The sequence below is a fragment of the Nostoc sp. genome (assembly GCF_036919815.1).
Classification (GTDB): Bacteria; Cyanobacteriota; Cyanobacteriia; order Cyanobacteriales; family Nostocaceae; genus Nostoc.
Genome location: NZ_JBALCE010000034.1, coordinates 43,480 through 67,525 on the forward strand (window position 1 = coordinate 43,480; position 24,046 = coordinate 67,525).

Sequence of the window (24,046 nt, forward strand, 5' to 3'; positions counted from 1 at the left end):
TTCGTCTTCAACCACCCACTCCCTACCTGAGAGAAACTTAATGCTGCGATTAGAACATATAAGTAAAATTTATCCCACAGGCGAAGTTCTCAAAGATATCAACTGGGAAGTTAAACCAGGCGATCGCATTGGCTTAGTCGGTGTCAACGGTGCTGGAAAATCCACCCAACTCAAAATCATCTCTGGGGAAATTGAACCCACCGCCGGCGAAATCATTCGTCCTAATAGCTTACACATAGCTTACCTCAACCAAGAATTTGAAGTAGACCCCACCCGCACCGTTAGAGAAGAATTTTGGACTGTCTTCAAAGAAGCCAACGAAGTACAGTTATCTCTGGCGCATGTGCCACAAGAGATGGAAACGGCTAGCCCAGAGGAACTTGATCGACTAATCGACAAGTTGGATCGCTTGCAACGGAAATTTGAAGCCTTAGATGGCTATAACTTAGATGCACGCATCGGGAAAATCTTACCAGATATGGGGTTTGGGGTAGAAGATGGCGATCGCCTCGTCAGCGCCTTCAGTGGTGGTTGGCAAATGCGGATGAGTTTAGGTAAAATCCTCCTGCAAAAACCCGATTTGTTACTGCTGGATGAACCGACTAACCACCTGGATTTAGAAACTATTGAGTGGTTGGAAAATTACCTCAGAGGGCTAATTACGCCGATGGTAATAGTCTCCCATGACCGAGAGTTCCTTGACCGCCTCTGCACCCAAGTTGTGGAAACTGAACGTGGCGTTTCCGCTACTTACCTTGGTAACTACTCAGCATATTTGTTACAAAAAGCCGAAAGTCAATCAGTACAACTTAGCGCCTACGAACGCCAGCAGAAAGAATTAGAGAAACAGCAAACCTTTGTTGATAGATTTCGCGCCAGTGCTACCCGCAGTACCCAGGCCAAAAGCCGGGAAAAGCAACTCGACAAAATCGAGCGCATTGAAGCACCCGTTGGTGGTATGAGAACTCTACACTTCCGTTTTCCGCCTGCACCCCGCAGTGGACGCGAGGTAGTGGAAATTAAGGATTTAACTCATCTTTATGGTGATAAAATCCTGTTTTTGGCAGCAAATCTCCTAATTGAAAGGGGCGATCGCATTGCATTTCTTGGCCCCAATGGTGCTGGGAAATCTACCCTTCTGCGCGTAATTATGGGTATGGAACCACCCACAGAAGGTAGCGTGAAATTAGGCGATCATAATGTTCTTCCTGGTTACTTTGAGCAAAATCAGGCTGAAGCCTTGGATTTGAAGAAAACTGTCATGGAAACTATCCATGATGAAGTTCCTGACTGGGATAATCAAGAAGTCCGCACGCTTTTGGGACGCTTCTTATTTACTGGTGACACAGTATTTAAGGCAGTTGGGGCATTAAGTGGCGGGGAAAAAGCTCGTCTGGCGTTGGCAAAAATGCTCTTACGTCCCGCGAACTTACTAATTTTAGATGAGCCGACAAACCACCTAGATATTCCAGCTAAAGAAATGCTGGAAGAAGCGCTCAAAAATTATGATGGTACGGCAATTGTAGTTTCCCACGACCGCTACTTTATTTCTCAAGTAGCAAACAAAATTGTAGAAATTCGTGATGGTGAATTCCGCGTTTACTTAGGAGATTATCATTACTATCTCGAAAAAATTGCCGAAGAAAAAGAACAGGCAAAGTTAGCTGCGGTAGAAGCCGAAAAAACAGCGAAAAAAGCTGCTAAAGCTGCTAAAGCTTCCACGAAAAGGAAATGAGCAAGTAGAAAATGGCTTAGTAGTAGTGCGAAAAGGCTACTACTAAGTAATCACTGCTTATTAGCGTTCAAAAATATTACAGAAAAACTACTAAAATTTAAAAATCTTTCAAAAAACTGCAACTCACTCATAAAAGAAATTAATAAGCAAAAATTCACTTGCGGCGTGGATTAGCAGTGGTATCATTCGGGTATTACAAACAGTAAAGGGCAATTTTACTATGACCAAAGCACCTGTTGCTCCTGTGGTGCTAGTCATTTTAGACGGATGGGGCTACTGCGAGGAAACGCGAGGAAACGCTATTGTTGCTGCCAAAACTCCAATCGTGGACACTTTATGGGCAGCTTACCCGCATACCCTCATTCACACATCAGGAAAAGCCGTAGGGTTGCCAGAGGGTCAAATGGGCAACTCGGAAGTTGGTCATTTGAACATTGGTGCTGGGCGAGTTGTACCGCAAGAACTTGTACGCATCTCCGATGCAGTCGAAGACGGTTCTATTGCCTCTAACCCAGCACTCCTCAAAATTTGCCAGGAAGTTCGTTCTCGGAATAGCAAGCTGCATCTAGTAGGACTTTGTTCTGAGGGAGGGGTACACTCGCATATCACCCATCTATTCGGACTACTTGACTTAGCCAAAGACCAGCGAATTCCAGAAGTTTGTATTCACGCCATCACTGATGGTCGTGACACCGCGCCAGCTGACGGTGTAAAAGCAATCACACTGCTACAAGATTATATAGACCGCAGAGGAATTGGGCGCATAGTCACCCTTAGCGGTCGCTACTACGCGATGGATCGCGATCACCGTTGGGATCGTGTCAAACGCGCTTATGATGTGATGACCCAAGATGGTGCGGGTGGCGATCGCCAAGCTGTGGAAGTCTTGCTAGCATCTTACGCCGAAGGGGTAAAAGATGAATTTGTCAACCCAATCAGAATTGCTCCCGGTGCGATCGAACCAGGGGATGGGGTGATATTTTTCAACTTCCGCCCCGATCGCGCCAGACAACTAACTCAAGCTTTGGTAAGTCCCACATTTAACGGTTTTGAAAGACAGCGAATCACACCGCTATCTTTTGTCACCTTTACGCAGTATGATTCAGATTTACGCGTGGCTGTAGCCTTTGAGCCTCAGAATCTCAGTAACATTCTGGGAGAAGTCATAGCCAATCATGGTCTGAATCAGTTCCGCACTGCCGAAACAGAAAAATACGCCCACGTCACCTATTTCTTTAATGGGGGTCTGGAGGAACCTTTTGTTGGAGAAGACCGAGAACTGGTAAGCAGCCCGATGGTAGCGACTTACGATCACGCCCCAGCGATGTCAGCAGCACCAGTTACAGATGTAGCGATCGCTGCGATTCAAAAGGGTACATATTCCCTAGTTGTGATTAACTATGCCAATCCAGACATGGTAGGGCATACTGGTCAAATCGACGCTACCATTACAGCAGTTGAAATAGTTGATCGCTGTTTGGGACGCTTGTTAGAGAGTGTGATCAAAGTCGGTGGTACAACAATTATTACTGCGGATCACGGCAACGCTGAGTATATGCTAGATAATGGGGGTAATCCCTGGACAGCTCATACCACTAATCCAGTCCCCTTCATCTTGGTGGAAGGCGAGAAAGTCAAAATCCCTGGATATGGTACAAATGTCGAACTGCGAAGCGATGGCAAGCTATCCGACATCGCCCCCACGATTCTAGATATTTTACAGCTGCCTCAGCCACCAGAAATGACCGGGCGATCGCTGCTGAAAACCGCAGAATATGAGCTACAACGCACTCGCACCCCCGTACAAGTGGGGCTGTAAAAGAGTTAGGAGTGAAGAGTGATCAATTAAAACCTTTCCAACTCCTGTAGAGACGCGATTAATCGCGTCTCTACTCCTAACTCCCGTTTTTTGAAACTTTTTATAAATGAGATTCCTACCATGACAGTTACTAATATCGTGCAAGGCATTTGGGCATTTTCCGCTACTGGTTTGATTATCTTCGTTTTACTGCATAGCCCCAAAGGTGATGGCATTGGGGCTATTGGCGGACAAGCCCAGCTATTTAGCAGCGCCAAGAGTGCAGAAAACACCTTAAACCGAATTACTTGGGCATTGACAGTAATTTTTCTCGGTTTAACGGTAGTTTTAAGTGCTGGTTGGCTGCCTAAATAAGGATAGGTAAATGGGGAGAAGAACCGAACACCCGGTACTTAACACCCTAAGAAATTTAATTTCACGACGATTAATTACAGCTCTTGCCTTATTTATTGGCACAGGGCTGTTAATCGTTTTTACTAATCTCCAGTCGAGTCATGGGTTTACAAAAATACCAAAATATGTATATTCAAATTTAATAATTTCTCTCCCCACCTCATCTCCCCCAAAACCCCATCCCTTACCGCCCACACTTGCAGAGTGGCAAGATAGTACTAACAGTGGTGACTACTTTTCCCAAGTCAGAACAACTCAAGTTGGTTATTTAGTCTGGTCACAATTTCCTGTTCGAGTTTACGTAGAACCACCAAAAGCCGTCAGCGAAAACCAAGTTAAAGCATGGGTTAACGGTGTCTTGCAGGGTGTACAAGAATGGAGTACTTATTTACCTTTAACAATAGTCGAACAGCCAGAAATTGCTGATATTACGATTGTCCGAAAAGCGCCACCTTTACAAATTTCCCCTGGTAGTAATATATCCCGTGCGCGATCGGCACAAACTAGTTACGAGTTATACACCAGCAACAAAGTTTTATCCCACCGCTTCACCATTTTGTTAAGTCCCAGTCAAACAGGTGAGTATCTCATTGCAGCTACCCGTCACGAATTCGGTCATGCGCTAGGAATTTGGGGTCATAGTCCGCTACAAACTGATGCTTTATACTTTTCTCAAGTTCGTCAGCCGCCGCCGATTTCTCCGAGAGATGTAAACACTCTAAAGCGGGTTTATGAACAGCCAACTACTTTAGGATGGTCTTTAATGGATAATTTAAAGATTGATTAATAGGTAGACTATAAGCTCGTCACTACGGCAAAAATAAGAATATGAGAAATTGTAGCGACATAATTTTATGGTGTTGCTGAGTTAAAATATGAATATCTATCGCATAAAGATTTAAGATTAAGGCAACCAGTTTTTATCCAAAATTTGCTCTAAGGTATAAGGACATAATTCAGGTAAATTGGTTAGCTGTGTTTTAGCCTTAACATAATCTAAGGAATAGCTATAAATTCTGTTGAAATCATCCTCTAAATATTTGCGTAAATTGGCACTTAAATCTTCATTTACTTGATTACGAAAACTAATAATTTCTGCTGCCCAATGATTAGCATTTCTTAGCTTTTCTAAATCCCAATATTGATAAAGTAATAAATGTCTAATAATCTGTTCCAATAAACTTCTGACTCGCCTTTTTTCATTTTTAGCCAAATCTTCCAATTCTTCTATTAAGTTTTCATAGTCAACGTCTGCTAATTGTCGATTTTGGAGACATTTAATAGTCTCCTCTAACCATTGCAGGTAATTGGATTCATATAATGTTTTTATGTCGATAATTGCAGTCATTTGTTGATTTTGTAGCTTTAATTTACTGTTATTTATTATTTCATGTTAACTAATTTATTAATTTTTGCCGATAATTGCCCAGAAAAAAAAGATACACAGCACACAGAAGTTAAGTCAGAAGATATCCAGCGACTCCCTGAAGAACAATCAACCAAAAGTTCTACCCTACTGTCTGTCAGTAATCCAACTCTCTCGCTGTTGTCCCTGAATCGACTGTATAATTCCAAACCTTTCTTCAATTTTGCGTGGCAGAGTGTGTATCCCAAAGATGTAAACGCAAACTTCTTCTGGTTGATCTGTCAAAACACGAACTCTGGCTTCCTCATCTTGTGAACGCTCCATGAAAATAGATGCACAAATTTCAACATCTTCAGGAATCTCATATACTTCCTTTGAACAGATGAATTTCTTCTCCAAACTATTTGCAATTTGGTCAATAACGTTTTGTTCAGGCAACGGTTTTATGAAGCAATAGACGTATGTTCGGCAGCACTTTCCATGTTCTAGCTGCTCTAAGTCAGGGATATTTCTCAACTTTATCTGACTTACGTCATACTTCATTTTGTTAACTCTAGATGGTCTGGTAAAACTAGTAAGAGAATTATTAGTTAGGTATCTATATTTTATCCGATCGCATTCATTGCCATCTGAATAATTTACAGTGCGATATCTCCGATGGGCTACGCCTACGCACTTCTTCCTTTTCCCTAAGCTCTACGACTTAACGGTAGAGGTCGCTGTGCTAAAACTTGTTTATAAAGTTCTTCGAGCAGAGTAATATTTTTACTCAGGGTATAGCGTTCTAATACACGCTGTCTGGCTTTTTGCCCCAGTAAGGTTGTTAACTCTGGATGGTCTTGGAACACTGGCAAGAGCGTTCTTAATTGCGATCGCGCTGTTTTGGTACTAATAACTACACCTGCGCCCTTTTCCAATACTTCTCCATCTGCACCCACGTCTGTTGCTAAACAAGCCAACCCACATGCCATTCCTTCTAACAGAGATAGGGACAAACCCTCTACCAATGAAGGTAAAACAAATACATCTGCACCCCGCAAAATTTCGATGCGTCGGTCTTCATCAGCGACAAATCCCAACCAGCTAATGCCGTATTCTGAACCAAAAAACGGCTCTAAAGAAGACTTCAAAGGTCCGTCGCCAACAATCAATAACTTAGTACCAGCTCCCATTGCCGACTGCTTCCAAGCCCGGAGGAGGGCTTCAACATTTTTCTCTGGTGCTATTCGACCCTGATAAACAAATAAGCGTTCAGCTTTAAATTCTGTTTTGACTTGAGAAAGTCCTGGAGAATACTTAGCGGTATCAACACCGTTGGGAATTACAGCAATATTTTCTTTCCTTACACCCATCCCTGCCAATAATTCTCGCTGAATTTGGGAAAATACAATCACGCGATCGTAATTAACTAAAAAAGGTGCGTAGAGCTGATAAGCCAAAAGTTGTGTTCCCGATATCAGCTTTGCCCCCTTACCAGCAAAAGGTGTATGAAAAGTGGCAATTAGGGGCAACCTCAGTTCTTCACAGATTTCCGGTAGAAAAAAGTCTAGAGGAGATAGTGTCAAGGAAGCATGGACTATATCTGGCTTGATTTTCCGCAGCGAATCGGTTAAAACTTTGGTCGCTTTAAAAGTGGGAATTGTGTAAACCTGGGACTTGTAAATGAAAGGGAGAGAAACCTCTCGAAGATTTGGCCAGTTGTCAGGTTCCGACTCTTCCTGGGCGAAGTGAAGAAAGCTAACTTGATGTCCCCTATCTAGCAAAGAATTTGTAATTTCTCGACTGTAGGTGACATTGCCGCAAAAGGGCGATTTTTTTCCAATCCAGGCTATACGCATTCTTTATTTAGCTGTAAGAAAAGCGGGGTTGAACTATTACTTCTGTATGCTTTGTGATTTATTTTATCTAGGTATACTTGCTGGTTTTTTTAGTTATTACAGATTTCCACGACACTTTAGTTTAAAAAGCCTATTTTAAGCTGATTAAACCAGTGGATTTATGGCTTTATTTATTCTATTTATAAGTTGTTAATTTCTGATATTAAAACAACTTATTCTGACTAAGGTCAGATTAATATCCCGCAAGTATGTGATAAATTTTCACTGACGACAGTTTACCATGAACAGAAAAGCTTTAAAGAAATTAGTAATTACTTCAACGTAATGAATAATAACTAACTACTTACGTGAGTTATACCAGGTTAATATACCTCCTGAAAAGACGATCGCAGCTAATCCCAAAAAAACTACCTGTAATCCCAGAAAGGTTTCTGCTACACCTGCTAATGCCAAAGGTAAGGAGAGGGCAATATTAATTACATTGTTTTGCAAGCCAAAAACCTTCCCACGCATTTCTGGAGGTGTTTCTGTTTGGATCGCTGTTTGCATGGGAATTCCCACTAAAGCCCCAAAGATCCCTAATAGCGCCACCAGTAACAAGACTAGCCACAGTTGGGTTGTAAATACTGATAGACCAATAAGGGATGCTGCCATGCCCATAGAACCATACAGACTTAGTTGGGTATAGGAAAAGCGTTGACAAAATTGGCCGAGAATTGTTGCTCCAGCAGCGATACCAACACCGCCGGCTGCTAGTAAAAAGCCGAACTGGGAGGCTTTCATGTTGGGAATTATTTCTGCCATGCGAACGGCTAGAACAGTTAATGCTGCAAAGACAGAAAACAAGATAATCAGCTGAAGTAAAGCATTGCGGATGCGATGATTTGCTTTGAGGTAGCTGAAACCGTCCCGCAAGTCAGAGAATACGTGAGGGAATTCTGTATCGGGATCGTGGTGTTTTTCCTTAGTTGCCAAAAGGAATAAAATTAGTCCAGCGATCGCATAACTACCACCGACTAAAAGTTCTTTGCCCAAACTACCATTACCACCAATTTGCAGCCAAAGTCCATCTGCGATCGCTAATAACGGTTCGCCGACGGCAAACCCCACAATCACCGATGCCATCATCGTTGTCGTGTAAAGCGAATTTGCCGAGAGCAAATGCTGTTCTTCCACGATCAAAGGAATTGCCGCTTGTTCTGCCGGGGCAAAAAACTGCGTCAAAGTCGAAACTAAAAAAGTTACACCCAGGATGATTATAAAACCGACTGGCAACACTCCTATAGGTTGCAAATCATGAGTCAACCACACCAGGAAGGGAATTGATAAAACCAGGATGCCGCGCCAAACATTTGTTGCTACCAGCACAGCCTTTTTCGACCAGCGATCGACAAACACGCCAGCAACCGAACCAAACAATACGGCTGGAATAGTAAAAGCCATCATCAAGACTGATACCCAACCACTAATACTCTGATTGCTTGCTTGAAACTGAGTATTAATCAAAGCAATCATTAGCACCAAATAAACTTTATCTGCTAGTTGGGAAAACACTTGACCGCCCCAAAGAGCTAGGAAATTAGGGTTTTTTAATACAGGCAAAAACCCCTGCTGTGTTACATTCTTTGTAACTGCTTCTCCACCTGAACCAGACCCATCTAATTTTGATGGTTCTTTTTCTGGGATACTGACTGCTGGCAAATTATGCCCATTGCGAGTGCCGTTGCTATCTACCTCAGCAGTCGTTAATTTGTCCTCAGATGGTGTTTCTAATTGACTTGAAACATTAGTTTTTGGGATCTCCTCTGTACAACTTTGATCCTTTTTAGAAACGTCTTTTGGGGACATTTCTTCGCTATTAATTTGACTAGATGTACAGTTGGAAACGGCACTCAAGTCATTCTTAACTGTAGGATCTAATGCCCTATTCTGTTTTTTGACGAGGCTTGGTGACAAAGGCAGGATTTTTTTATCCAAATCAGACGGTTGCATCATGGTTGGCAGCAAAATAAGAGTCGATCAAGGTAGCAGAGCGAATAGGGCGACCTAATTGATATTGAGCATACTGGCGCAAAATTTGCTCAACAGATAACCAGTGATGATCTCTAGCACCATCAATTTGCATTATCTCTGGTTGTGACAGATGTTGAAGCAAAGCCAATTCAATAGCACCCGGACGACTAGAAATCACAGGTATTTCTTGCCGATGCACAACAACTGTTTGGGCATTGGGCACTTGTACTGAGCGTTGTCGAAGTATTGGGGATGGGGCATTGGGCATTGGGAATTGGTTACTAATCTCCCCCTCTGCCCCTCTGACCCTCTGCCCCTCTGTTCGTAAACCTTCCCAAGCTTCTAAGCAAACCGTTCCACCCGCAGGGGTGCTAAATCCTACCTGCCAGTTGGGGTCTGTAAAGTCTGGCTTGAGGGGACGCTCAGATAGGCAGCAAACTTGCACTTGCGGCGTCAGTCCTGCTAAGGCTAAAAGGTGAAACACTCCATGAGCCAGATGAGCCAAAACACCAGATGGATTTGCACTAGATACCGCCTCCAACCGATGGAGATGTTCATTGAACAACTCATAAAGTTCTTCTTGAGGTTGTTCGCTCAAAGCTTGACACAGGACTATTTCTGCTAAATACTGACTAGCAGCCAATTTTCCCAAATCTTTAGCTAAACCAGGATAAGTTTTTAACGTCTGTGCTTGAGTAATTTTATCAAGCGATCGCCCTTTGGCAATCAATAGTTCATTCACAACAAACATCCCACTCCTACCGCCCAGGCTAGAGTTGTGCTTACGTGCCCCTGGAGCCACTGCTCGAATCAGACCGAACTCCGGTGTCAAAATCGTCACTATTTTATCCGATTCTCCCAACGCCTGGGTTTTAAGATTAATACCAGTTGCTTTGTAGGTTCTACTCATTAGTTCTTAAGTCATTAGTCACTAGTTATTAGTCATTAGTCAAGGGTCATTAGCTTAGGACAAATGACAAATGACAAATGACAAATGACTATTCTATTCACCCTTTCCCAGGTTATCGCGTTGGCGGAGCAAATCCATACCGCGAGATGTGCCTAATCTAGTAGCACCCGCTACGATTAAGTCTAAGGCTTGATGGATAGTGCGGATACCACCCGAAGCTTTAATTCCCACCCTATCTTTGGCCAATTCATGCAAAAGTCGCACATCTGCCACTGTTGCACCGCCATTCAAACCTGTACTAGTTTTTAAGAATGCCGCTCCCGCCTCCATAGCTATTTCCGCAGCTATTTTTTTCTCCGCATCTGTCAACAGGTTGATTTCCAAAATTACCTTGACAGTTTGCCCAGTCTCTTCACAAATTTCGGCAATCTCTCGGTGGACTTCTTCAGTTTTACCAGCTTTCAACCAGCCCAAATTCATTACCACATCCAACTCAGTAGCCCCACTATCCGCCGCTTCTTGAGCCTCATACAGTTTCACTGCTGAAGTCGTCGCACCAGCAGGAAAGCCAATCACCGTACAGACTTTCGGGTTCTTGCCGTGGAGGAGTTCGACTGCTTGTTTGACATAGGCGGGGTACAAGCAAACCGCCGCAAAATTGAATCTGTATGCTTCTTCACACCACTGCTCAACCTGCTCTGGAGTAGCTGTTGGCGTTAACAGGGCGTGATCGATAAATGGCGCAATATCAATGTCTGGATAGTCTGCTGCCATCGTGTCTTTTACCAGTGATTGATTATTAAACTTTATAAAAAACTAAAACATTTCTTATATATATATATTAAACCATATTTATTACGAGTTTATCCTGAAAACAATCTGTTGACTTCTCTTGGATGTTGGCTTTGTAGATTTCGCAGAATTACTGTCAGTATTTAAATTGACATTAGGCAGCAATAACCTTAGGAATATCAACAGTATTTATCACGCTGTTTCCTAAGAAGTTAATAATAGTTTTAGCTAATGCCTTCGATGCCAAGTATGGTACACCATTACCAATAGTCTTAAACATATTCGTGAGCGACATATTTTCTGGAAGTACAAAATTTGCAGGTAAAGATTGTATGGCTAAAGCTTCCGCCACAGATATTCGCCGGATTTTATAGGGATGTAAATGTACTTCATTATTTCCATAGCAAGCTGTCGGAGAGTAACGCCATCGGTGAAGACGCTTGAAAGACTTTTTAGAATCATCTCCTTCATCAATAGCAGCAAATCTTGTAATCCCTGCCCTTGGTTGAAAACAGTTTTCAGCATTGGGATGCTTCAGCACATTATTTTTTCTAAACCAGTATTCAACTGTTAATTCTTGAGGAATGCCATCAGGACAAGGTATTATGGAATTTTCTTGGAATGGTTCGCACTGACGCCAAGGATAACTAAAAACCTTTTTTTGAGGATATAAAATGTGATTGTCCCAAGGAAAATATCTCTCAGGTAGTAACTTTTCACTACCGAGTTTTATTCCGATATCCTTGATAAAATTATTTTTGAAACCAATGAGAATAATTCTTTCTCTATCCTGGGGGACACCATATTCGATCGCATTAATTAACCGCTCTGTTAATATATAGCCTGCTTCCAGTAATTGTTGCTTGAGCGATTCAAAAAATAACCGATGCTTTGTCGTTCTCCACAAACCCTTAACGTTCTCAAATAAAAAGAAATCTGGAAGATTGCGGCAAATTAATTCAACGTAAGAAGCGGAAAGCTTGCCATTATCTCCTAAACGTCCTCTATTTTTTCCGCCAATAGAAAAATCAGGACAGGGAGGCCCGCCAATGAAGCCCACAATATTATTAGATTTGCGGCAGTCTTGTACTAACTCCCGGAGGTGTTGTGTTTGTAAACCTTCCAGAAGTTGCGTTACATCTCCTGCGTCTCCGTCAGAATACCCGTATTCTGGCAACGGTAGATTCAGAACTTCCCGTGAATGACGGTAGGCGGCGATGAATGGATGGAAGATTTCATTGACGTAAACAATATTAAAACCGCTAGTTTCAAAACCTAAATCTAGGAAACCGGAACCAGCAAAAAAGGAGAAAATACAAGGGCGATCGCTCATTCAATAACTAAGTAAGTGGGCGTGAATAATTAAAGGTTGGTACTAAGATATGGAGCCGCTTACTACGTGCCAATTGAATTAATTTTACATTGCGTAACATAGTTTTATTTATTCTTTCCCACTTACTTAGGATAATAAAAAAGTCTTAATTCATATCGGACTACTTAGGGTTTTTACTTACGTACCAATCAGAAATGTACACTTGAAGCACTGCTTAAATAGTCAAAAAAATTCACAGTTTCCCTAAGTATTTAATATCAAAGTTTACTCAATCTTTAAGGAAAATACCTGACAGAAAAACAGTCTGAAGCGACAATTAGATATAGGAGTTTCCCAGCTCCAAATTATGTTTAAGACAAATATTTGTCATTAAATAAAAACCAGGGTACTTAGGACTAACTTTTTATGCGAATTTTAATTTACTCCTACAACTACTATCCAGAGCCAATTGGTATTGCCCCACTGATGACTGAACTAGCAGAGGGACTTGTGAAGCGTGGGCATCAAGTGCGCGTAGTCACCGCTATGCCCAACTACCCGGAGCGTCAAATTTACCAGGAATATCGGGGCAAGTGGTATGTCAACGAATACAAAAATGGCGTTCAAATTCAACGTAGTTACGTTTGGATTCGTCCCCAACCCAACCTATTAGATCGGGTGTTACTAGATGCTAGTTTCGTTGTCACTAGTTTTGTGCCTGCCCTCTTCGGTTGGCGTCCAGATGTTATTCTCTCAACATCGCCATCCTTGCCAAGCTGTGTACCAGTTGCTCTTTTAGGATGGTTACGTGCTTGTCCTGTGATCTTAAATCTACAAGATATATTACCAGAAGCAGCCGTCCACGTCGGTCTACTGAAAAATAAATTGCTCATCCAGTTATTTACATTATTAGAAAAATTTGCCTACCATAGTGCCAGCAAAATTAGCGTCATCGCCGATGGGTTTGTGGAAAATTTGCGTTCTAAGGGCGTAGAAGCTGACAAAATTGTGCAAATTCCCAACTGGGTTGACGTAAATTTTATCCGCCCTTTGCCTAAAAAAGATAACCCTTTCCGCGCTGCACATAATCTGAATGGCAAATTTGTAGTACTTTATTCTGGTAACATTGCCCTAACCCAAGGCTTAGAAAGCGTCGTCAAAGCTGCTTCTGTGTTGCGCCATATCCCAGATATTGTTTTTGTGATCGTTGGCGAGGCAAAAGGTTTACAGCGATTACAACAGCAATGTCTAGACTGTGGCGCAGATAATGTTTTGCTACTGCCATTTCAACCCCGCAAATATTTGCCACAAATGTTAGCAGCTGCCGATGTTGGCTTAGTGGTGCAAAAGAAAAATATTGTATCCTTCAATATGCCGTCAAAAATTCAAGTGCTACTTGCCAGTGGAGGGGCCTTAGTTGCCTCTGTCCCTGACAATGGTACAGCAGCAAAAGCCATCAGGCAAAGTGGCGGCGGAGTTATCGTTCCTCCAGAAGATCCCCAAGCTTTAGCAATGGCAATTTTAGATTTGTACCAAAACCCCGAAAAAGTCAAAACTCTCGGTTATAAAAGTCGCCAATATGCCGTTGAACATTATGCTTTTGAGCAAGCTTTAAATCAGTATGAGTCCTTGTGTTACTCATTGACGGCAAATCGTGGAACAATTCAGTCCACAAGAGTTACAAAACAAGAAGTTTAATCTACGGCAGTAGAGTTAGATTACATACCCGCGCCTTCAGTGCGATTATACTTAATTTTACCCTCAGTATCTAAGTTGCAATAGATTTTGAGGGTGGTTAATTATACTTGATAGTATACAGCAATGTGTTGGATTGTAGTTTTTAGTAGATAGCCTAAAGCATATATGTGGCGTTACCTGCAAATTATTAGTCCAGCATGGTCGAAATAACTATCCAGTTAAAAAAGGTAACAAAACCTTAATTTATATGCTTTGTTTGCTTCTGCCTCATGCCTCCTTGCACTAGCTTTACAATATTAGGCTGTTTGATTAGTCTGCGATTATTTTCGCCATAAATTCTTGCTGGAAAGCTATTGGTTGATTTATCGCTCTAGAATAACTATCCACAACTGCTGATTGCTGATGTCGAAATCTAAACAGCCAATTATCAAACTAGCCCCATAGACACCTATTTTTTTGTTAGTATTCAAAAAAACCTATTGACACATTTTCAGATCAATTGTTTGTTGTTTGTAAGTAAATGTAAACAATTGTTTCAAAAGAAAGAAAGCACCTGAGGTTTAATGACTGATTATTTCCAAGGAAATTTCCCCTTACAATCTGTTCCACTGACGAAGAGTGTGGTAAAGAGCCACGCCCAAAGTGAAGATGCGAGCGGAGTATTAGCTGCAACGATCGCTGTTGCGGCATCAGATCGCAAAGCGGGTGAGATTATATTGCTCAAAGTAGCAGAGGTATCTTACCTGGCTGATTACTTTGTGATGATGACTGGCTATTCTAGGGTACAAGTAAGGGCGATCGCTCAAGCAATTGAAGGGAAAGTCGAAACTGAGTTGCAACGGCGCCCCTTAAGGACAGAAGGAAAAGTCGAGGGGAGTTGGGTACTACAAGACTACGGTGATGTGATCGTTCACATCATGATGCCCAAAGAACGGGAGTTTTATAATTTAGAAGCGTTCTGGATTCATGCAGAGCGTATTTCCCTTCCAGAATCTGATCAGGGTGAGGATAAGCCAACATGATTAGGTCTTCGGTTTCCAATTGCCCAGTTCCCACAGAGCAACAACCGCTCAATGAGTACGAAGAGTTAAAAACTTCCTGGCTGTTTCGTGATAGCACTTTAGATTGGCGCGAGTATATCACGAAAATTGTTTGGATTTGGGGTTTATCTTGGCTCTTAGCAGGGCCTGTAGCTGCGGCAAGTTTTCCCCCTTACAAGTATATTGCACATTTTCTTCTCTGTGGTGCTGCCGGAGCCAGTGTCGGGGTAGTGCTGGCACTGGTAAGGTTATACTTAGGCTGGTTCTACGTGTGCGATCGCCTTTGCAGTCCCACAGTATTTTATGAAGAGTCCGGCTGGTATGACGGTCAAACTTGGACAAAGCCACAGGAACTCCTCAACCGCGATCGCTTGATTGTTGCATACGAAATCAAACCTATTCTGCGGCGGTTACAATTTACCTTTGCTGGCTTGGCGGGAATGTTCGTTATTGGTACTATAGTTTGGCATTTGTTTTAAAACAGTCATTGGTCATTAGTCATTAGTCATTAGCTAATGACTAATGACCAATGACTAATAATTAAAAAAGGTGATAAATATAAACCCATGACAATGGGAAAACGAACTCAATCCACAGCACTAGAAGTCCGGTTGCTGCGGGAAGGTATTATTGAATCCCGGCATATAGTTCAAGCTGTTGTATGCGACGAACGAGGACGGGTTCTAACCGTTGCCGGAAATTCTGAAACTGCTGGATTTATCCGTTCAGCCCTGAAACCATTTCAGGCACTCGCAGTCACCACCACAGGTACATTGGAACGCTATGCCCTTAGCGATCGCGACTTAGCAATTATTACAAGTTCCCACAAAGGAACAATAGAGCAAGTCCGACAGGTATTTAACATCCTTTGGCGGGCTGATCTTGATCCAACTGTACTCCAATGTCCAATTCCTGAAGGTAAGCGGAGTCCTCTGGAATACAATTGCTCTGGAAAACATGCGGGAATGTTAGCCGTTTGTCAACAACGCCATTGGCCTTTGAATAACTACTTGGAACGCAAGCACCCAATACAGCAGTTGATTTTGAACAAAGTAGCAGAGTTACTGCGAATGCCAGCTGAGGAATTTATCAGCGCTCATGATGACTGTGGCGCACCAACTTATCTGATGCAACTCGGTCATATGGCATCTTTGTATGCACTGTTAGCCTCTAGTACCAATTTGGATCTGGAGCGCATCGTCCGTGCGATGACTCATCACCCCGCTATGGTAGCAGGAGATGGAGAATTTGATACGGAACTGATGCGTTTAACTCCAGGGGAACTGGTCAGTAAAGCTGGTGCCGAAGGAGTGCAGTGCATTGGTAGACTCGGTGAAGGTATGGGATTGGCAATCAAAGTCATGGATGGGGCAAAACGGGCAAAACATGCCGTTGCTATTCACTTACTCCAGCAAATGGGCTGGATTAGTCCCAGTACCGCAGAAAGGCTCTCAGAAAAGTTTGTCACCTTGGGGAAATACAAGCGTTTAGAAGTAATTGGAGAATTATCATTTTTGTAGTTGCCAAACTCTTGACTTTAGGTTATGCTATAAAAGTCAAGAGCGACGCGGGATAGAGCAGCCTGGTAGCTCGTCGGGCTCATAACCCGAAGGTCAGTGGTTCAAATCCACTTCCCGCCACCAAATGAAAGATAAAACAAAAACCCTACAATCAGTAAAGATTGGAGGGTTTTGTTTTATTTTGATCTATTCTGGAAGATATAGCCATCCAAAAAGCGCGGAGAATCATGGTTGTGAAGTTGCAGCGACCAATTTTAGTGGGAGGATTGGGACTGTCCTTTTCCCTGTGGATGTTGGACAGTTGGCACGATTCTATAGTGCAGGTGGGTGAGTTTGGTTTATTGAGTGCCTTAGCTGTAGGTGGAGGCTTGTGGTTATTCCAGCAAAATCGCCCGAAAGACAGTTTAGAGCAACTAGATGGTATGCTCGTGGAGCGTGCGACTGTGGAAAGTGCGATTTCTATTGCTGAAACTGTAATAAACCAACTGGCACAAGAAGCAGAAAACCATCAGGCGTTAGAGACACTCAGAGAACAAGTTGCCCAATTGCTATTGGAATTAGACAGACAAGAAATTAAAGTGGCTGTGACTGGCGGGAAATCCGTGGGTAAAAGCACTTTAATTCAAGTGCTAAAGCAAAATCTAGAGACACGAAATTTAGTGTCTTTAGAAGAGACGGCACCTTTGTTTAGAGAAGCAGGTGAAAATTCCGATGCAGCTATTTTGGCAGAAGTAGCAAAATCAGATTTTGTGCTGTTCCTGACAAACGGTGATTTGACAGACTCAGAATTTCAAACCTTACAGCAGCTAAAAGCAGCAAATCAGCCCACAATCCTGGTTTTCAACAAACAAGATCAGTATTTAGCCGATGAAAGCGCCAGCATTTTACTGTCATTAAAACAGCGAATGCAGGGAAATGTAGTTGCAACTGCGGTTTCTCCCATTGCCATCAAAGTCCGAAAGCATGAAGCTGATGGTACTGTGCAAGAGTGGATGGAACAACCAGCACCAAATATCCAGCAATTGACGCAGCAGTTGGGTGAAGTTTTGGCACAACAAGGACAACGCTTGGTTTGGCTAACTACCATGAGGAAAGCTGGGTTATTGAAAGCTGAGGCGAAAAACTGGCTGAATGGAACTAGACGTGATCGCGCCACCCCAATTATTGAACAATATCAGTGGATAGCTGCGGCTGCTGCCTTTGCTAACCCAGTACCAGCCCTTGATATTCTGGCGACTGCGGCAATTAATGCTCAAATGGTAATGGATTTGGGTAATATTTATCAGCAGAAATTTTCCCTAGAACAGGCGCAAACCGTAGCTGGAACAATGGGAAGTTTGATGCTGAAACTCGGTTTAGTTGAACTTTCTACAAAGGCGATTAGTACTGTTCTGAAAAGTAACGCCGTTACCTTTGTTGCTGGTGGCGTAGTGCAGGGAGTAAGTGCAGCTTATCTGACTAGGGTAGCTGGGTTAAGTCTAGTTGAGTATTTCCAACAGCAGGAAATTGCAATAGATTCTGGAACCGGTTTAAATTTGGAGAATTTGCGGCAAACCTTGCAAAAGGTATTTGGGCAAAATCAGCAGATTGGTTTTTTGCAGGGGTTTGTTAAGCAAGGCGTGAAGCGTTTGTTGCCAGAGGTGCAGCAGGTTGAATTAGTTGGTGTTCAGAAGGGAGTGGGATAATCTTATGCAGAGGCGCATAGTTTTTCTTAGCGCCTTTGTATTAGACATCTCCAAAAAAGAATTGTTTTGACGTAGCAGTGCTACGTCAAAACAAGGGTTCTGGGTAACGCATATTTAATTTTTGGAGATGTCTATTAGTCTTTCCGATTCAAAAAAAGCAACGCCCACCACAGCTAATAATAGAACCGTAGATACAGAATAAACAACACCAATTGTCCCTAACTTCAGGTGATTCATGACATAGACCCAACCAAAAGCAGTAGAAGCCAGGATATAGCGGTTCTCGGTTGAATGAGGTACAAGAACCCCACCCCCAACCCCCTCCCCGCAGGCGAGGAGGGCTATGATGTACCTCATCTGATTAGGAAACGCTATAATTAGCTCGAAAAGGAACTATTGGTTTTTCAACAGGCTCTCATTGCTGCTGGCAATTTTTAAGAAGTAATCACCAAGAACACCAAGTGCGCTTAATGCGATCGCAATTAAAATTGGTAAGTATTTATTATCCATAGCCTTAAATTTACCCAAGCCTAAAATAGGCTTGGGTAAATTTAAGAATTATCCTGAGAGTTGCGAGTTACCAAAAAATTGTGAATAAAGGTAGTTAGCTAAACAGCACCACTATTTCTATTAAATAAGATAGCTATAGTTTTAAAAATTAGCTTTAAATCGTACAGCAAACTCCAATTTTTTTGATACTGCAAATCCAGGCGAATTACATCTTCAAAACTACGGACTGTAGAACGCCCATTTACTTGCCATTCGCCAGTCATGCCGGGTTTAACATCGAAACGTTGCCATTCCGGTACTTCATAGCGTTCCACTTCATCAGGTGTGGGTGGTCGGGTGCCTACTAAACTCATCTCTCCTTTGAGGACGTTCCAAAATTGGGGTAGTTCATCAGAACTAGTTCGCCGTAAAAAGCGCCCTACCTTAGTAATTCTGGGGTCATTCTCATTCTTAAAAAAAGCACCTTGCACTTGGTTTTTGACTTCGGATTTCTTCGCTTCCGCATCCACACACATGGAGCGGAATTTCCAAATCTTAAACTGCTTTCCCATCCAACCACAACGGGTTTGACTAAAGAAAATGGGACCAGGATCATTAATTTGAATAGCGATCGCAATCGGAATAAACAAAACTCCTGTAAGTAATAAACCAATTACTGACCCTACAATGTCTATGAACCGTTTCATCCAAGATGCCACAGAAGGGTGAGTAGTGGGTAACTGCTTTACTTTACGGGAAGTTGTCTTCCGATTATCTACTAAGTCTTCTTGCTCTATTAACGACCCCTCGTCCACAGACTCTAGGGGAAAAACTTGATCCAATCCGGTCAGTTTTAGGACTGCCATTACCTGAGGTGTTACATTCCGCAGCGTTAATGTAATCCCTTTCGCCTGAGCGTATTTAAAATTACTGACCAGGGCACCTAAACCACTACTATCCATAAAAGTAGTTTGGTGAAAGTCAATAATGATTTGCTTGGGATGTGAATTGGGCTGGATTAAGCCTTGGCAGGTTTGCTTAAAGCCTAAAGCCTCTAGCACGCTCAACCGCGTCGGCATCTGCACTATAGCCGTGTCGTTTAGGGAATTAACTGGAAAATCGACCTCTGTCGGTTGGCTAGTCATGAAGCTCTGCACTTTCGTTGCCATGTATAATGTAATCTGCCAAACATTATTTTGTCCGAGTAAATTACCTAACCTAATATTGGAATCAGTAGTAACAAGGACTAATCGCTATTTACCGGGGCTGAGATTGGAGATCGCTAGCGACGATTCACAATAGAACAAGAAGCCAAAAAATATCCTTGCTGTTGTGCCGACGCAGCGCGATCGCGTTGCTCTGATCAAATGATTGCTAAAACTACGGTTACACCTACTGCACGCCTGATTGAGGTTTTTTCTGCCATTCAAGGAGAAGGACTGAATGTAGGGACACGTCAGATTTTTATTCGTTTTGCTTTGTGTGATTTGCGGTGTCACTTTTGTGATAGTGCCCAGACTTGGAATGCACCAGCGAGTTGTCGAATAGAGCGATCGCCTGGATTGCGCGACTTTGAAATTCACTCTAACCCTGTTCCATTACCAATATTAATGGAATGGGTGGAACGACAAAATCTACCTTGTCTACACGATAGCATTAGCTTAACTGGGGGTGAACCACTTCTTCATGCCCAATTTTTAACGCAGTTTCTACCCGAAGTCCGAGCCATAACTGGTCTACCTATATACCTAGAAACTGGCGGACATCGCCCAGAACAATTAGCAATGATTCTCCCCTACTTAGACTCCGTGGGTATGGATTTCAAATTGCCCAGTGTTAGCGGCGAAAGTCATTGGCAAGAACATAGTAAATTTCTCCAATTATGTCATGACTCATATTTAAATGTTTTTGTCAAGATAATTGTGTCTCAAAACACAGATCCCGCCGAATTGGAACGTTCAGCTTTGCTGGTGGCAGAGGTTAGTCCAGATATCTCAGTATTTTTACAACCTGTTACGCCTTTGGCAGCATTTGAACAATTTTCCCCAATCCCTGTGCTTGCGCCTTCGAGCGATCAAGTTTTGACGTGGCAAGCTTTGATGAAGAGGTTTGTCAAGCAAGTGCGTGTGATCCCCCAGACCCATAAAATGCTGAACCAGCTTTGAAGAGTCAGGAGTCAGGAGTTCACTTATAATTCATAATTCCTGTACAGACGCGATTAATCGCGTCTCTCCAAACTCCAAACTCCAAACTCCTAACTCCTAACTAATTACAGTCCGCCCTCATCTGTAGTTCTGGATTGAGCTTTTGCCTTATTTGCACTGCGTTTGAGACCAGAGAGCCTTGCTTCGTATTTCGACCGTTGGCGCTTACTAGGAGTATTGTCAATCAGGGTTTTCAAGGCACTACCAAGACTCTTGTAGGCATTGGGGAGGCTATAACCAAAACGAGTTGCCAAGGCGATCGCTTTCTCATCAGCATTGAGCAATTCTTTTAGTTGCTTTTCCCCACTATTCTTTTGGTACAGTCGCCAGCCTGACACACCACACAGCGACAAAGCTAATACCAGCAGCAATCCATCTTGTACCCATAATTCGCCTACAGCACCACCTAAACCGATGGCTAGTGCTGCCATTTCCCAACCATCTTTAGGAATTGTGTCATTTTGAACGCGAGCAACTTCATGCCAGAACAGCAGATTACGCTGATCCATAGCGAGGGCATCCCATTTCACCAAGTCAATTTGAATTTCTACCTGGTCTTTACCAATTTCTTCGCAACGCACCAGGGGTGGATTGACCTCAGTTGTGCCTTCAACCGTGACCCAGCTTTGCAATTCTGGCGGTAATAAGCTTTTCAACCGCCGAAGTTCACTCATTTCCGCTTTGGCAGAGGAGGTTGCATAGGATGTCATAATATCCAGCCCCAGAAAATTTCAGTATATAGTGAGGGTATCACTTTGGAGTATAGCTATTTAAGTGATGATCCGGCTCACTCGCTCTTAAAACTTCCTCGCTTTTTTCGCGCTTCCATTGCTTTTTCCAGCAAATCTAGCAATCCTGGGGCTTCTTCTTGGATACTGAGTAACAATCTTTCCCCAAGTTCTATATTCCCCGGATCAAGACCTGTTACCATCACTTCTTTCAGGCGAGGTATCGCTATGCCATCCACAATCTGAATTAACCCACTCAAGCAACGGTGAAATTGTCTTTCTGTGAGAATCGAGTCTTCTAAAGGAAACTCAATAATGGCACGGATTTCGCCATCGGATGGGTCATACTCCCATTGCAACATTTTGGTTTCCCAGGAAATGGCAAGCATTGTTTGTAGGATAGCTGCCTTGTGAGGATGGTCTTGAATTCCTGCCAGAACTTGAGGGGTAAATACCCGAAAAAATTTTCCCTCTTCATCCAGCTGGATAACTATTAGGAAATCTTCTAGGTTATCAGCCTCCACACCTGTTATAATTCGGTCTTCTTCATCATCCAAACGATAGTCCCAACCAAGGTTGTCTAAATAGTTGGCAATCTGTTTGAGGTTAGCTCCCATAAAAGCCTCATAAGGAACGTGGAGCAGCTGTTACCAGCCTAGTTTAACCTGCTAATGAGAGTTGTTTGGGTTGGTGTGGATACTTCTCATCACATAGAAGTATGCAATTAGGATATGGGGCATTGGGCATTGGGCATTGGGCATAGGAAAAATAGATGATCATTCTGCACTGTGAATGATATTTTCTGAAGGATTATTGCTCATTATTAAAGAAGCGCACTTCAAATGGTTGTTTCGCTAGGTTGTCAATGTATTCTTGAAATGGAAATTATTAAATCAAGCACCGCCATAAATTGGAATTAAATCCGTGTCTGCTAAAGATGCTTTTCATACAGTTGTCAAAACAGCACTTGAGAAAGAAGGGTGGTTAATCACTCATGATCCTTATGCTCTCCAGGCGGGAACCCTTGAGCTATATGTTGATTTAGGAGCAGAAAAAGTTATTGCAGCCGAAAAACAAGGGCAAAAAATAGCTGTTGAAATTAAAAGTTTTCTGAGTCCGTCAAAAATCACAGAGCTTTATGGTGCATTAGGACAATTTATCATTTACCGAATTGCTTTACAAAAACAAGAAGCCGATCGCACTTTATATTTAGCAGTTCCTAGTAGTGTTTACAATAATTTTTTTATACTTCCATTTATCCAATCTGTAATTAAAAGTAATCAGCTCTGTTTACTAATTTATAATATTGAACAGGAGGTGATATCAGAATGGCAAAGCTAGACGAATATCGACAATATATTCAGAATTTGCTGCAACAACACGCCAGTATTGTTTGGGATAATCGCATTCAAGCACAGACAATTTTTGATCCAGAACACGATCATTATCAATTAGTTTATGTAGGTTGGCGCGATCAAGACCGCATATATGGGCCTGTTCTTCATCTAGATATTATTGACGATAAAATCTGGATTCAGCAAGATGGGACAGAGGTAGGAATTGCTAATGAATTGGTTGAATTAGGTGTCCCAAAAGAAGATATTGTTTTAGGTTGTCAGTTACCATCTGTGCGTAAATATACAGATTTTGCTGTTAGTTAATTGAATTTATTAAAAATAGTTAAGATCATCTAAATCGACATAAATTAGGTTTCCTTTTTGTACATTCTCCAAAGCTTTGAGTAGATGCTTTTTGTTAGCTTCTGATTTCAGAAGATAGGTAGTTTCATCTTCTTCAGTTGGTGTTTCAACTAACACGATAACTTCTACAACAGTTCCTTCTGGTAATTCAGTTGCAGAAAGTTAAATCCTGCCATCTTTTCCGACAATAGCCTTTTGCTTAATTCCACTAAGCATATTTTTTGTTTACTCGTATATTTACCACCATTATTTTCTAAGGCATTAAAGAGACCACCAACTAAATTAGCTTTCTCTCTTGAACCCTTGAATAAGGAATTTTATTCTCTTATAGATGACGCTAGAAAATTTCGTAATATCATTGAACATAACCAGTATAACAGAGAAGAACGAAACAGAAAGCTTCAAGAACTGCTATTAGAAAAGCCATACCTTAAAAATACTGAAAATAATTATGATGGAATAGTAGAAGCTCTAACTTGGTTTGTACGCCAAGTTTACTTTGCAATGAAATAGGATTTATTTTTTCTTTTGGTTAGATTTTGTCAACCGCAATCATTCCACAATTCCTCTATACCTTGGCGAATTGCACTATCCATATCCTCAAGAGTTTTAGGTTTTCCTGGATATTTTAAGCAACCTGCTACATCATCTAATTTAGTTACTGAAAAAAATTACTAGGATTTAATAAATCACCGACTTCTGGAATTGCTTCTGTTTAACTCCAAATTTTTTGATATTCTTCCAGATTTCTATATGTGGGAATAGATTGGTTAGTAACCACAGAATAAAGAACATCTGGGTCTA

The 24,046-nt window shown here is 42.1% G+C and carries 23 protein-coding genes, 1 tRNA gene and 2 pseudogenes; 14 read left to right on the forward strand and 12 right to left on the reverse strand.

Features of this window, described 5'->3' with window-relative positions; translation table 11 throughout:
• Positions 1 to 40: 40 nt before the first annotated feature.
• From V7K15_RS09870 to V7K15_RS09885, 4 genes are all read left to right on the forward strand, one after another.
• The gene (locus V7K15_RS09870) at positions 41 to 1,735 is read left to right on the forward strand and encodes an ABC-F family ATP-binding cassette domain-containing protein (protein ID WP_334905211.1); all 1,695 of its coding nucleotides are present in this window, start codon (positions 41 to 43) and stop codon (positions 1,733 to 1,735) included.
• A gap of 220 nt (positions 1,736 to 1,955) precedes the next feature.
• Entirely contained in the window at positions 1,956 to 3,554 is a 1,599-nt protein-coding gene (gene gpmI, locus V7K15_RS09875; protein WP_334905213.1) for a 2,3-bisphosphoglycerate-independent phosphoglycerate mutase, read from the forward strand.
• Positions 3,555 to 3,674: 120 nt separating this feature from the next.
• Positions 3,675 to 3,908 carry a preprotein translocase subunit SecG gene (gene secG, locus V7K15_RS09880; protein ID WP_334905216.1) on the forward strand — a complete coding sequence of 78 codons (234 nt, stop codon included), beginning with the start codon at positions 3,675 to 3,677 and terminating at the stop codon, positions 3,906 to 3,908.
• Positions 3,909 to 3,918: 10 nt separating this feature from the next.
• Positions 3,919 to 4,734 carry a peptidase gene (locus V7K15_RS09885; protein ID WP_334905218.1) on the forward strand — a complete coding sequence of 272 codons (816 nt, stop codon included), beginning with the start codon at positions 3,919 to 3,921 and terminating at the stop codon, positions 4,732 to 4,734.
• A gap of 117 nt (positions 4,735 to 4,851) precedes the next feature.
• Here the strand turns inward: V7K15_RS09885 and V7K15_RS09890 are convergent, their stop codons facing one another.
• The 7 genes from V7K15_RS09890 to V7K15_RS09920 all read right to left on the reverse strand — a co-directional run bounded on the left by V7K15_RS09890 (position 4,852) and on the right by V7K15_RS09920 (position 12,199).
• Entirely contained in the window at positions 4,852 to 5,295 is a 444-nt protein-coding gene (locus V7K15_RS09890) for a DUF29 domain-containing protein (RefSeq protein ID WP_334905220.1), read from the reverse strand.
• Between the two features lie 165 nt (positions 5,296 to 5,460).
• Positions 5,461 to 5,856, reverse strand: coding sequence for a hypothetical protein (locus V7K15_RS09895; RefSeq protein WP_334905222.1), 396 nt, complete (start codon positions 5,854 to 5,856; stop codon positions 5,461 to 5,463).
• Between the two features lie 146 nt (positions 5,857 to 6,002).
• Positions 6,003 to 7,151 carry a glycosyltransferase family 4 protein gene (locus V7K15_RS09900; protein WP_334905224.1) on the reverse strand — a complete coding sequence of 383 codons (1,149 nt, stop codon included), beginning with the start codon at positions 7,149 to 7,151 and terminating at the stop codon, positions 6,003 to 6,005.
• A 339-nt stretch (positions 7,152 to 7,490) separates the two neighbouring features.
• The gene (locus V7K15_RS09905; protein WP_334905258.1) at positions 7,491 to 9,143 is read right to left on the reverse strand and encodes an MFS transporter; all 1,653 of its coding nucleotides are present in this window, start codon (positions 9,141 to 9,143) and stop codon (positions 7,491 to 7,493) included.
• Entirely contained in the window at positions 9,130 to 10,074 is a 945-nt protein-coding gene (recO, locus tag V7K15_RS09910) for a DNA repair protein RecO (RefSeq protein ID WP_334905226.1), read from the reverse strand. The genes V7K15_RS09905 and recO overlap by 14 nt, the downstream gene beginning before the upstream one ends.
• Positions 10,075 to 10,167: 93 nt before the next feature.
• Entirely contained in the window at positions 10,168 to 10,848 is a 681-nt protein-coding gene (gene deoC, locus V7K15_RS09915) for a deoxyribose-phosphate aldolase (protein ID WP_334905228.1), read from the reverse strand.
• A 172-nt stretch (positions 10,849 to 11,020) separates the two neighbouring features.
• Positions 11,021 to 12,199, reverse strand: coding sequence for a DNA cytosine methyltransferase (locus V7K15_RS09920; protein ID WP_334905230.1), 1,179 nt, complete (start codon positions 12,197 to 12,199; stop codon positions 11,021 to 11,023).
• 405 nt (positions 12,200 to 12,604) lie between these two features.
• On the opposite strand from V7K15_RS09920, the gene V7K15_RS09925 reads away from it, so the two are divergent.
• The 6 genes from V7K15_RS09925 (at position 12,605) to V7K15_RS09950 (ending at position 18,121) form a co-directional block, all read left to right on the forward strand.
• Positions 12,605 to 13,876: a glycosyltransferase family 4 protein gene (locus tag V7K15_RS09925; protein WP_334905232.1), complete on the forward strand. Its 1,272-nt coding sequence runs from the start codon at positions 12,605 to 12,607 to the stop codon at positions 13,874 to 13,876.
• 563 nt (positions 13,877 to 14,439) lie between these two features.
• Positions 14,440 to 14,898 carry a ribosome silencing factor gene (rsfS, locus tag V7K15_RS09930; protein WP_334905234.1) on the forward strand — a complete coding sequence of 153 codons (459 nt, stop codon included), beginning with the start codon at positions 14,440 to 14,442 and terminating at the stop codon, positions 14,896 to 14,898.
• A complete protein-coding gene (locus tag V7K15_RS09935) occupies positions 14,895 to 15,395 on the forward strand; it encodes a CGLD27 family protein (RefSeq protein ID WP_334905236.1) in 501 nt (166 codons plus the stop codon). Before rsfS ends, V7K15_RS09935 begins: the two co-directional genes overlap by 4 nt.
• An 87-nt stretch (positions 15,396 to 15,482) precedes the next feature.
• Positions 15,483 to 16,436: an asparaginase gene (locus tag V7K15_RS09940; protein ID WP_334905238.1), complete on the forward strand. Its 954-nt coding sequence runs from the start codon at positions 15,483 to 15,485 to the stop codon at positions 16,434 to 16,436.
• 46 nt (positions 16,437 to 16,482) lie between these two features.
• A tRNA-Met gene (locus V7K15_RS09945) sits at positions 16,483 to 16,559 on the forward strand.
• A 104-nt stretch (positions 16,560 to 16,663) separates the two neighbouring features.
• Entirely contained in the window at positions 16,664 to 18,121 is a 1,458-nt protein-coding gene (locus V7K15_RS09950; protein WP_334905240.1) for a YcjF family protein, read from the forward strand.
• Between the two features lie 608 nt (positions 18,122 to 18,729).
• On the opposite strand, the gene V7K15_RS09955 is transcribed toward V7K15_RS09950, so the two are convergent.
• Complete coding sequence (locus tag V7K15_RS09955; protein ID WP_334905242.1) at positions 18,730 to 19,779, reverse strand: anti-sigma factor antagonist; 1,050 nt, start codon at positions 19,777 to 19,779, stop codon at positions 18,730 to 18,732.
• 198 nt (positions 19,780 to 19,977) lie between these two features.
• On the opposite strand from V7K15_RS09955, the gene V7K15_RS09960 reads away from it, so the two are divergent.
• On the forward strand, positions 19,978 to 20,775 hold the full coding sequence (locus V7K15_RS09960) for a 7-carboxy-7-deazaguanine synthase QueE (protein WP_334905243.1): 798 nt from the start codon (positions 19,978 to 19,980) through the stop codon (positions 20,773 to 20,775).
• Positions 20,776 to 20,879: 104 nt separating this feature from the next.
• On the opposite strand, the gene V7K15_RS09965 is transcribed toward V7K15_RS09960, so the two are convergent.
• Positions 20,880 to 21,524, reverse strand: a complete 645-nt coding sequence (locus V7K15_RS09965; protein WP_292795981.1) for a DUF3318 domain-containing protein — start codon at positions 21,522 to 21,524, stop codon at positions 20,880 to 20,882.
• Positions 21,525 to 21,601: 77 nt separating this feature from the next.
• Complete coding sequence (locus V7K15_RS09970; RefSeq protein WP_334905245.1) at positions 21,602 to 22,159, reverse strand: hypothetical protein; 558 nt, start codon at positions 22,157 to 22,159, stop codon at positions 21,602 to 21,604.
• 307 nt (positions 22,160 to 22,466) lie between these two features.
• Here V7K15_RS09970 and V7K15_RS09975 point away from each other — a divergent pair, with 307 nt between their 5' ends.
• Positions 22,467 to 22,883 (forward strand): XisH family protein, encoded by a 417-nt coding sequence (locus V7K15_RS09975; RefSeq protein WP_334905248.1) that lies wholly within the window; start codon positions 22,467 to 22,469, stop codon positions 22,881 to 22,883.
• Positions 22,871 to 23,203 carry a XisI protein gene (locus tag V7K15_RS09980; RefSeq protein ID WP_334905250.1) on the forward strand — a complete coding sequence of 111 codons (333 nt, stop codon included), beginning with the start codon at positions 22,871 to 22,873 and terminating at the stop codon, positions 23,201 to 23,203. Before V7K15_RS09975 ends, V7K15_RS09980 begins: the two co-directional genes overlap by 13 nt.
• 9 nt (positions 23,204 to 23,212) lie before the next feature.
• Here the strand turns inward: V7K15_RS09980 and V7K15_RS09985 are convergent.
• Positions 23,213 to 23,458: pseudogene (locus V7K15_RS09985) on the reverse strand (hypothetical protein).
• Between V7K15_RS09985 and V7K15_RS09990 the strand changes: the two are divergent.
• Complete coding sequence (locus tag V7K15_RS09990) at positions 23,438 to 23,755, forward strand: hypothetical protein (protein ID WP_334905260.1); 318 nt, start codon at positions 23,438 to 23,440, stop codon at positions 23,753 to 23,755. The pseudogene V7K15_RS09985 and the gene V7K15_RS09990 sit on opposite strands and share 21 nt — an antisense overlap.
• A 29-nt stretch (positions 23,756 to 23,784) precedes the next feature.
• Here V7K15_RS09990 and V7K15_RS09995 read toward each other — a convergent pair.
• Positions 23,785 to 23,910, reverse strand: a pseudogene (locus V7K15_RS09995) (AbrB/MazE/SpoVT family DNA-binding domain-containing protein); the annotation flags it as partial.
• Between the last annotated feature and the right edge of the window lie 136 nt (positions 23,911 to 24,046).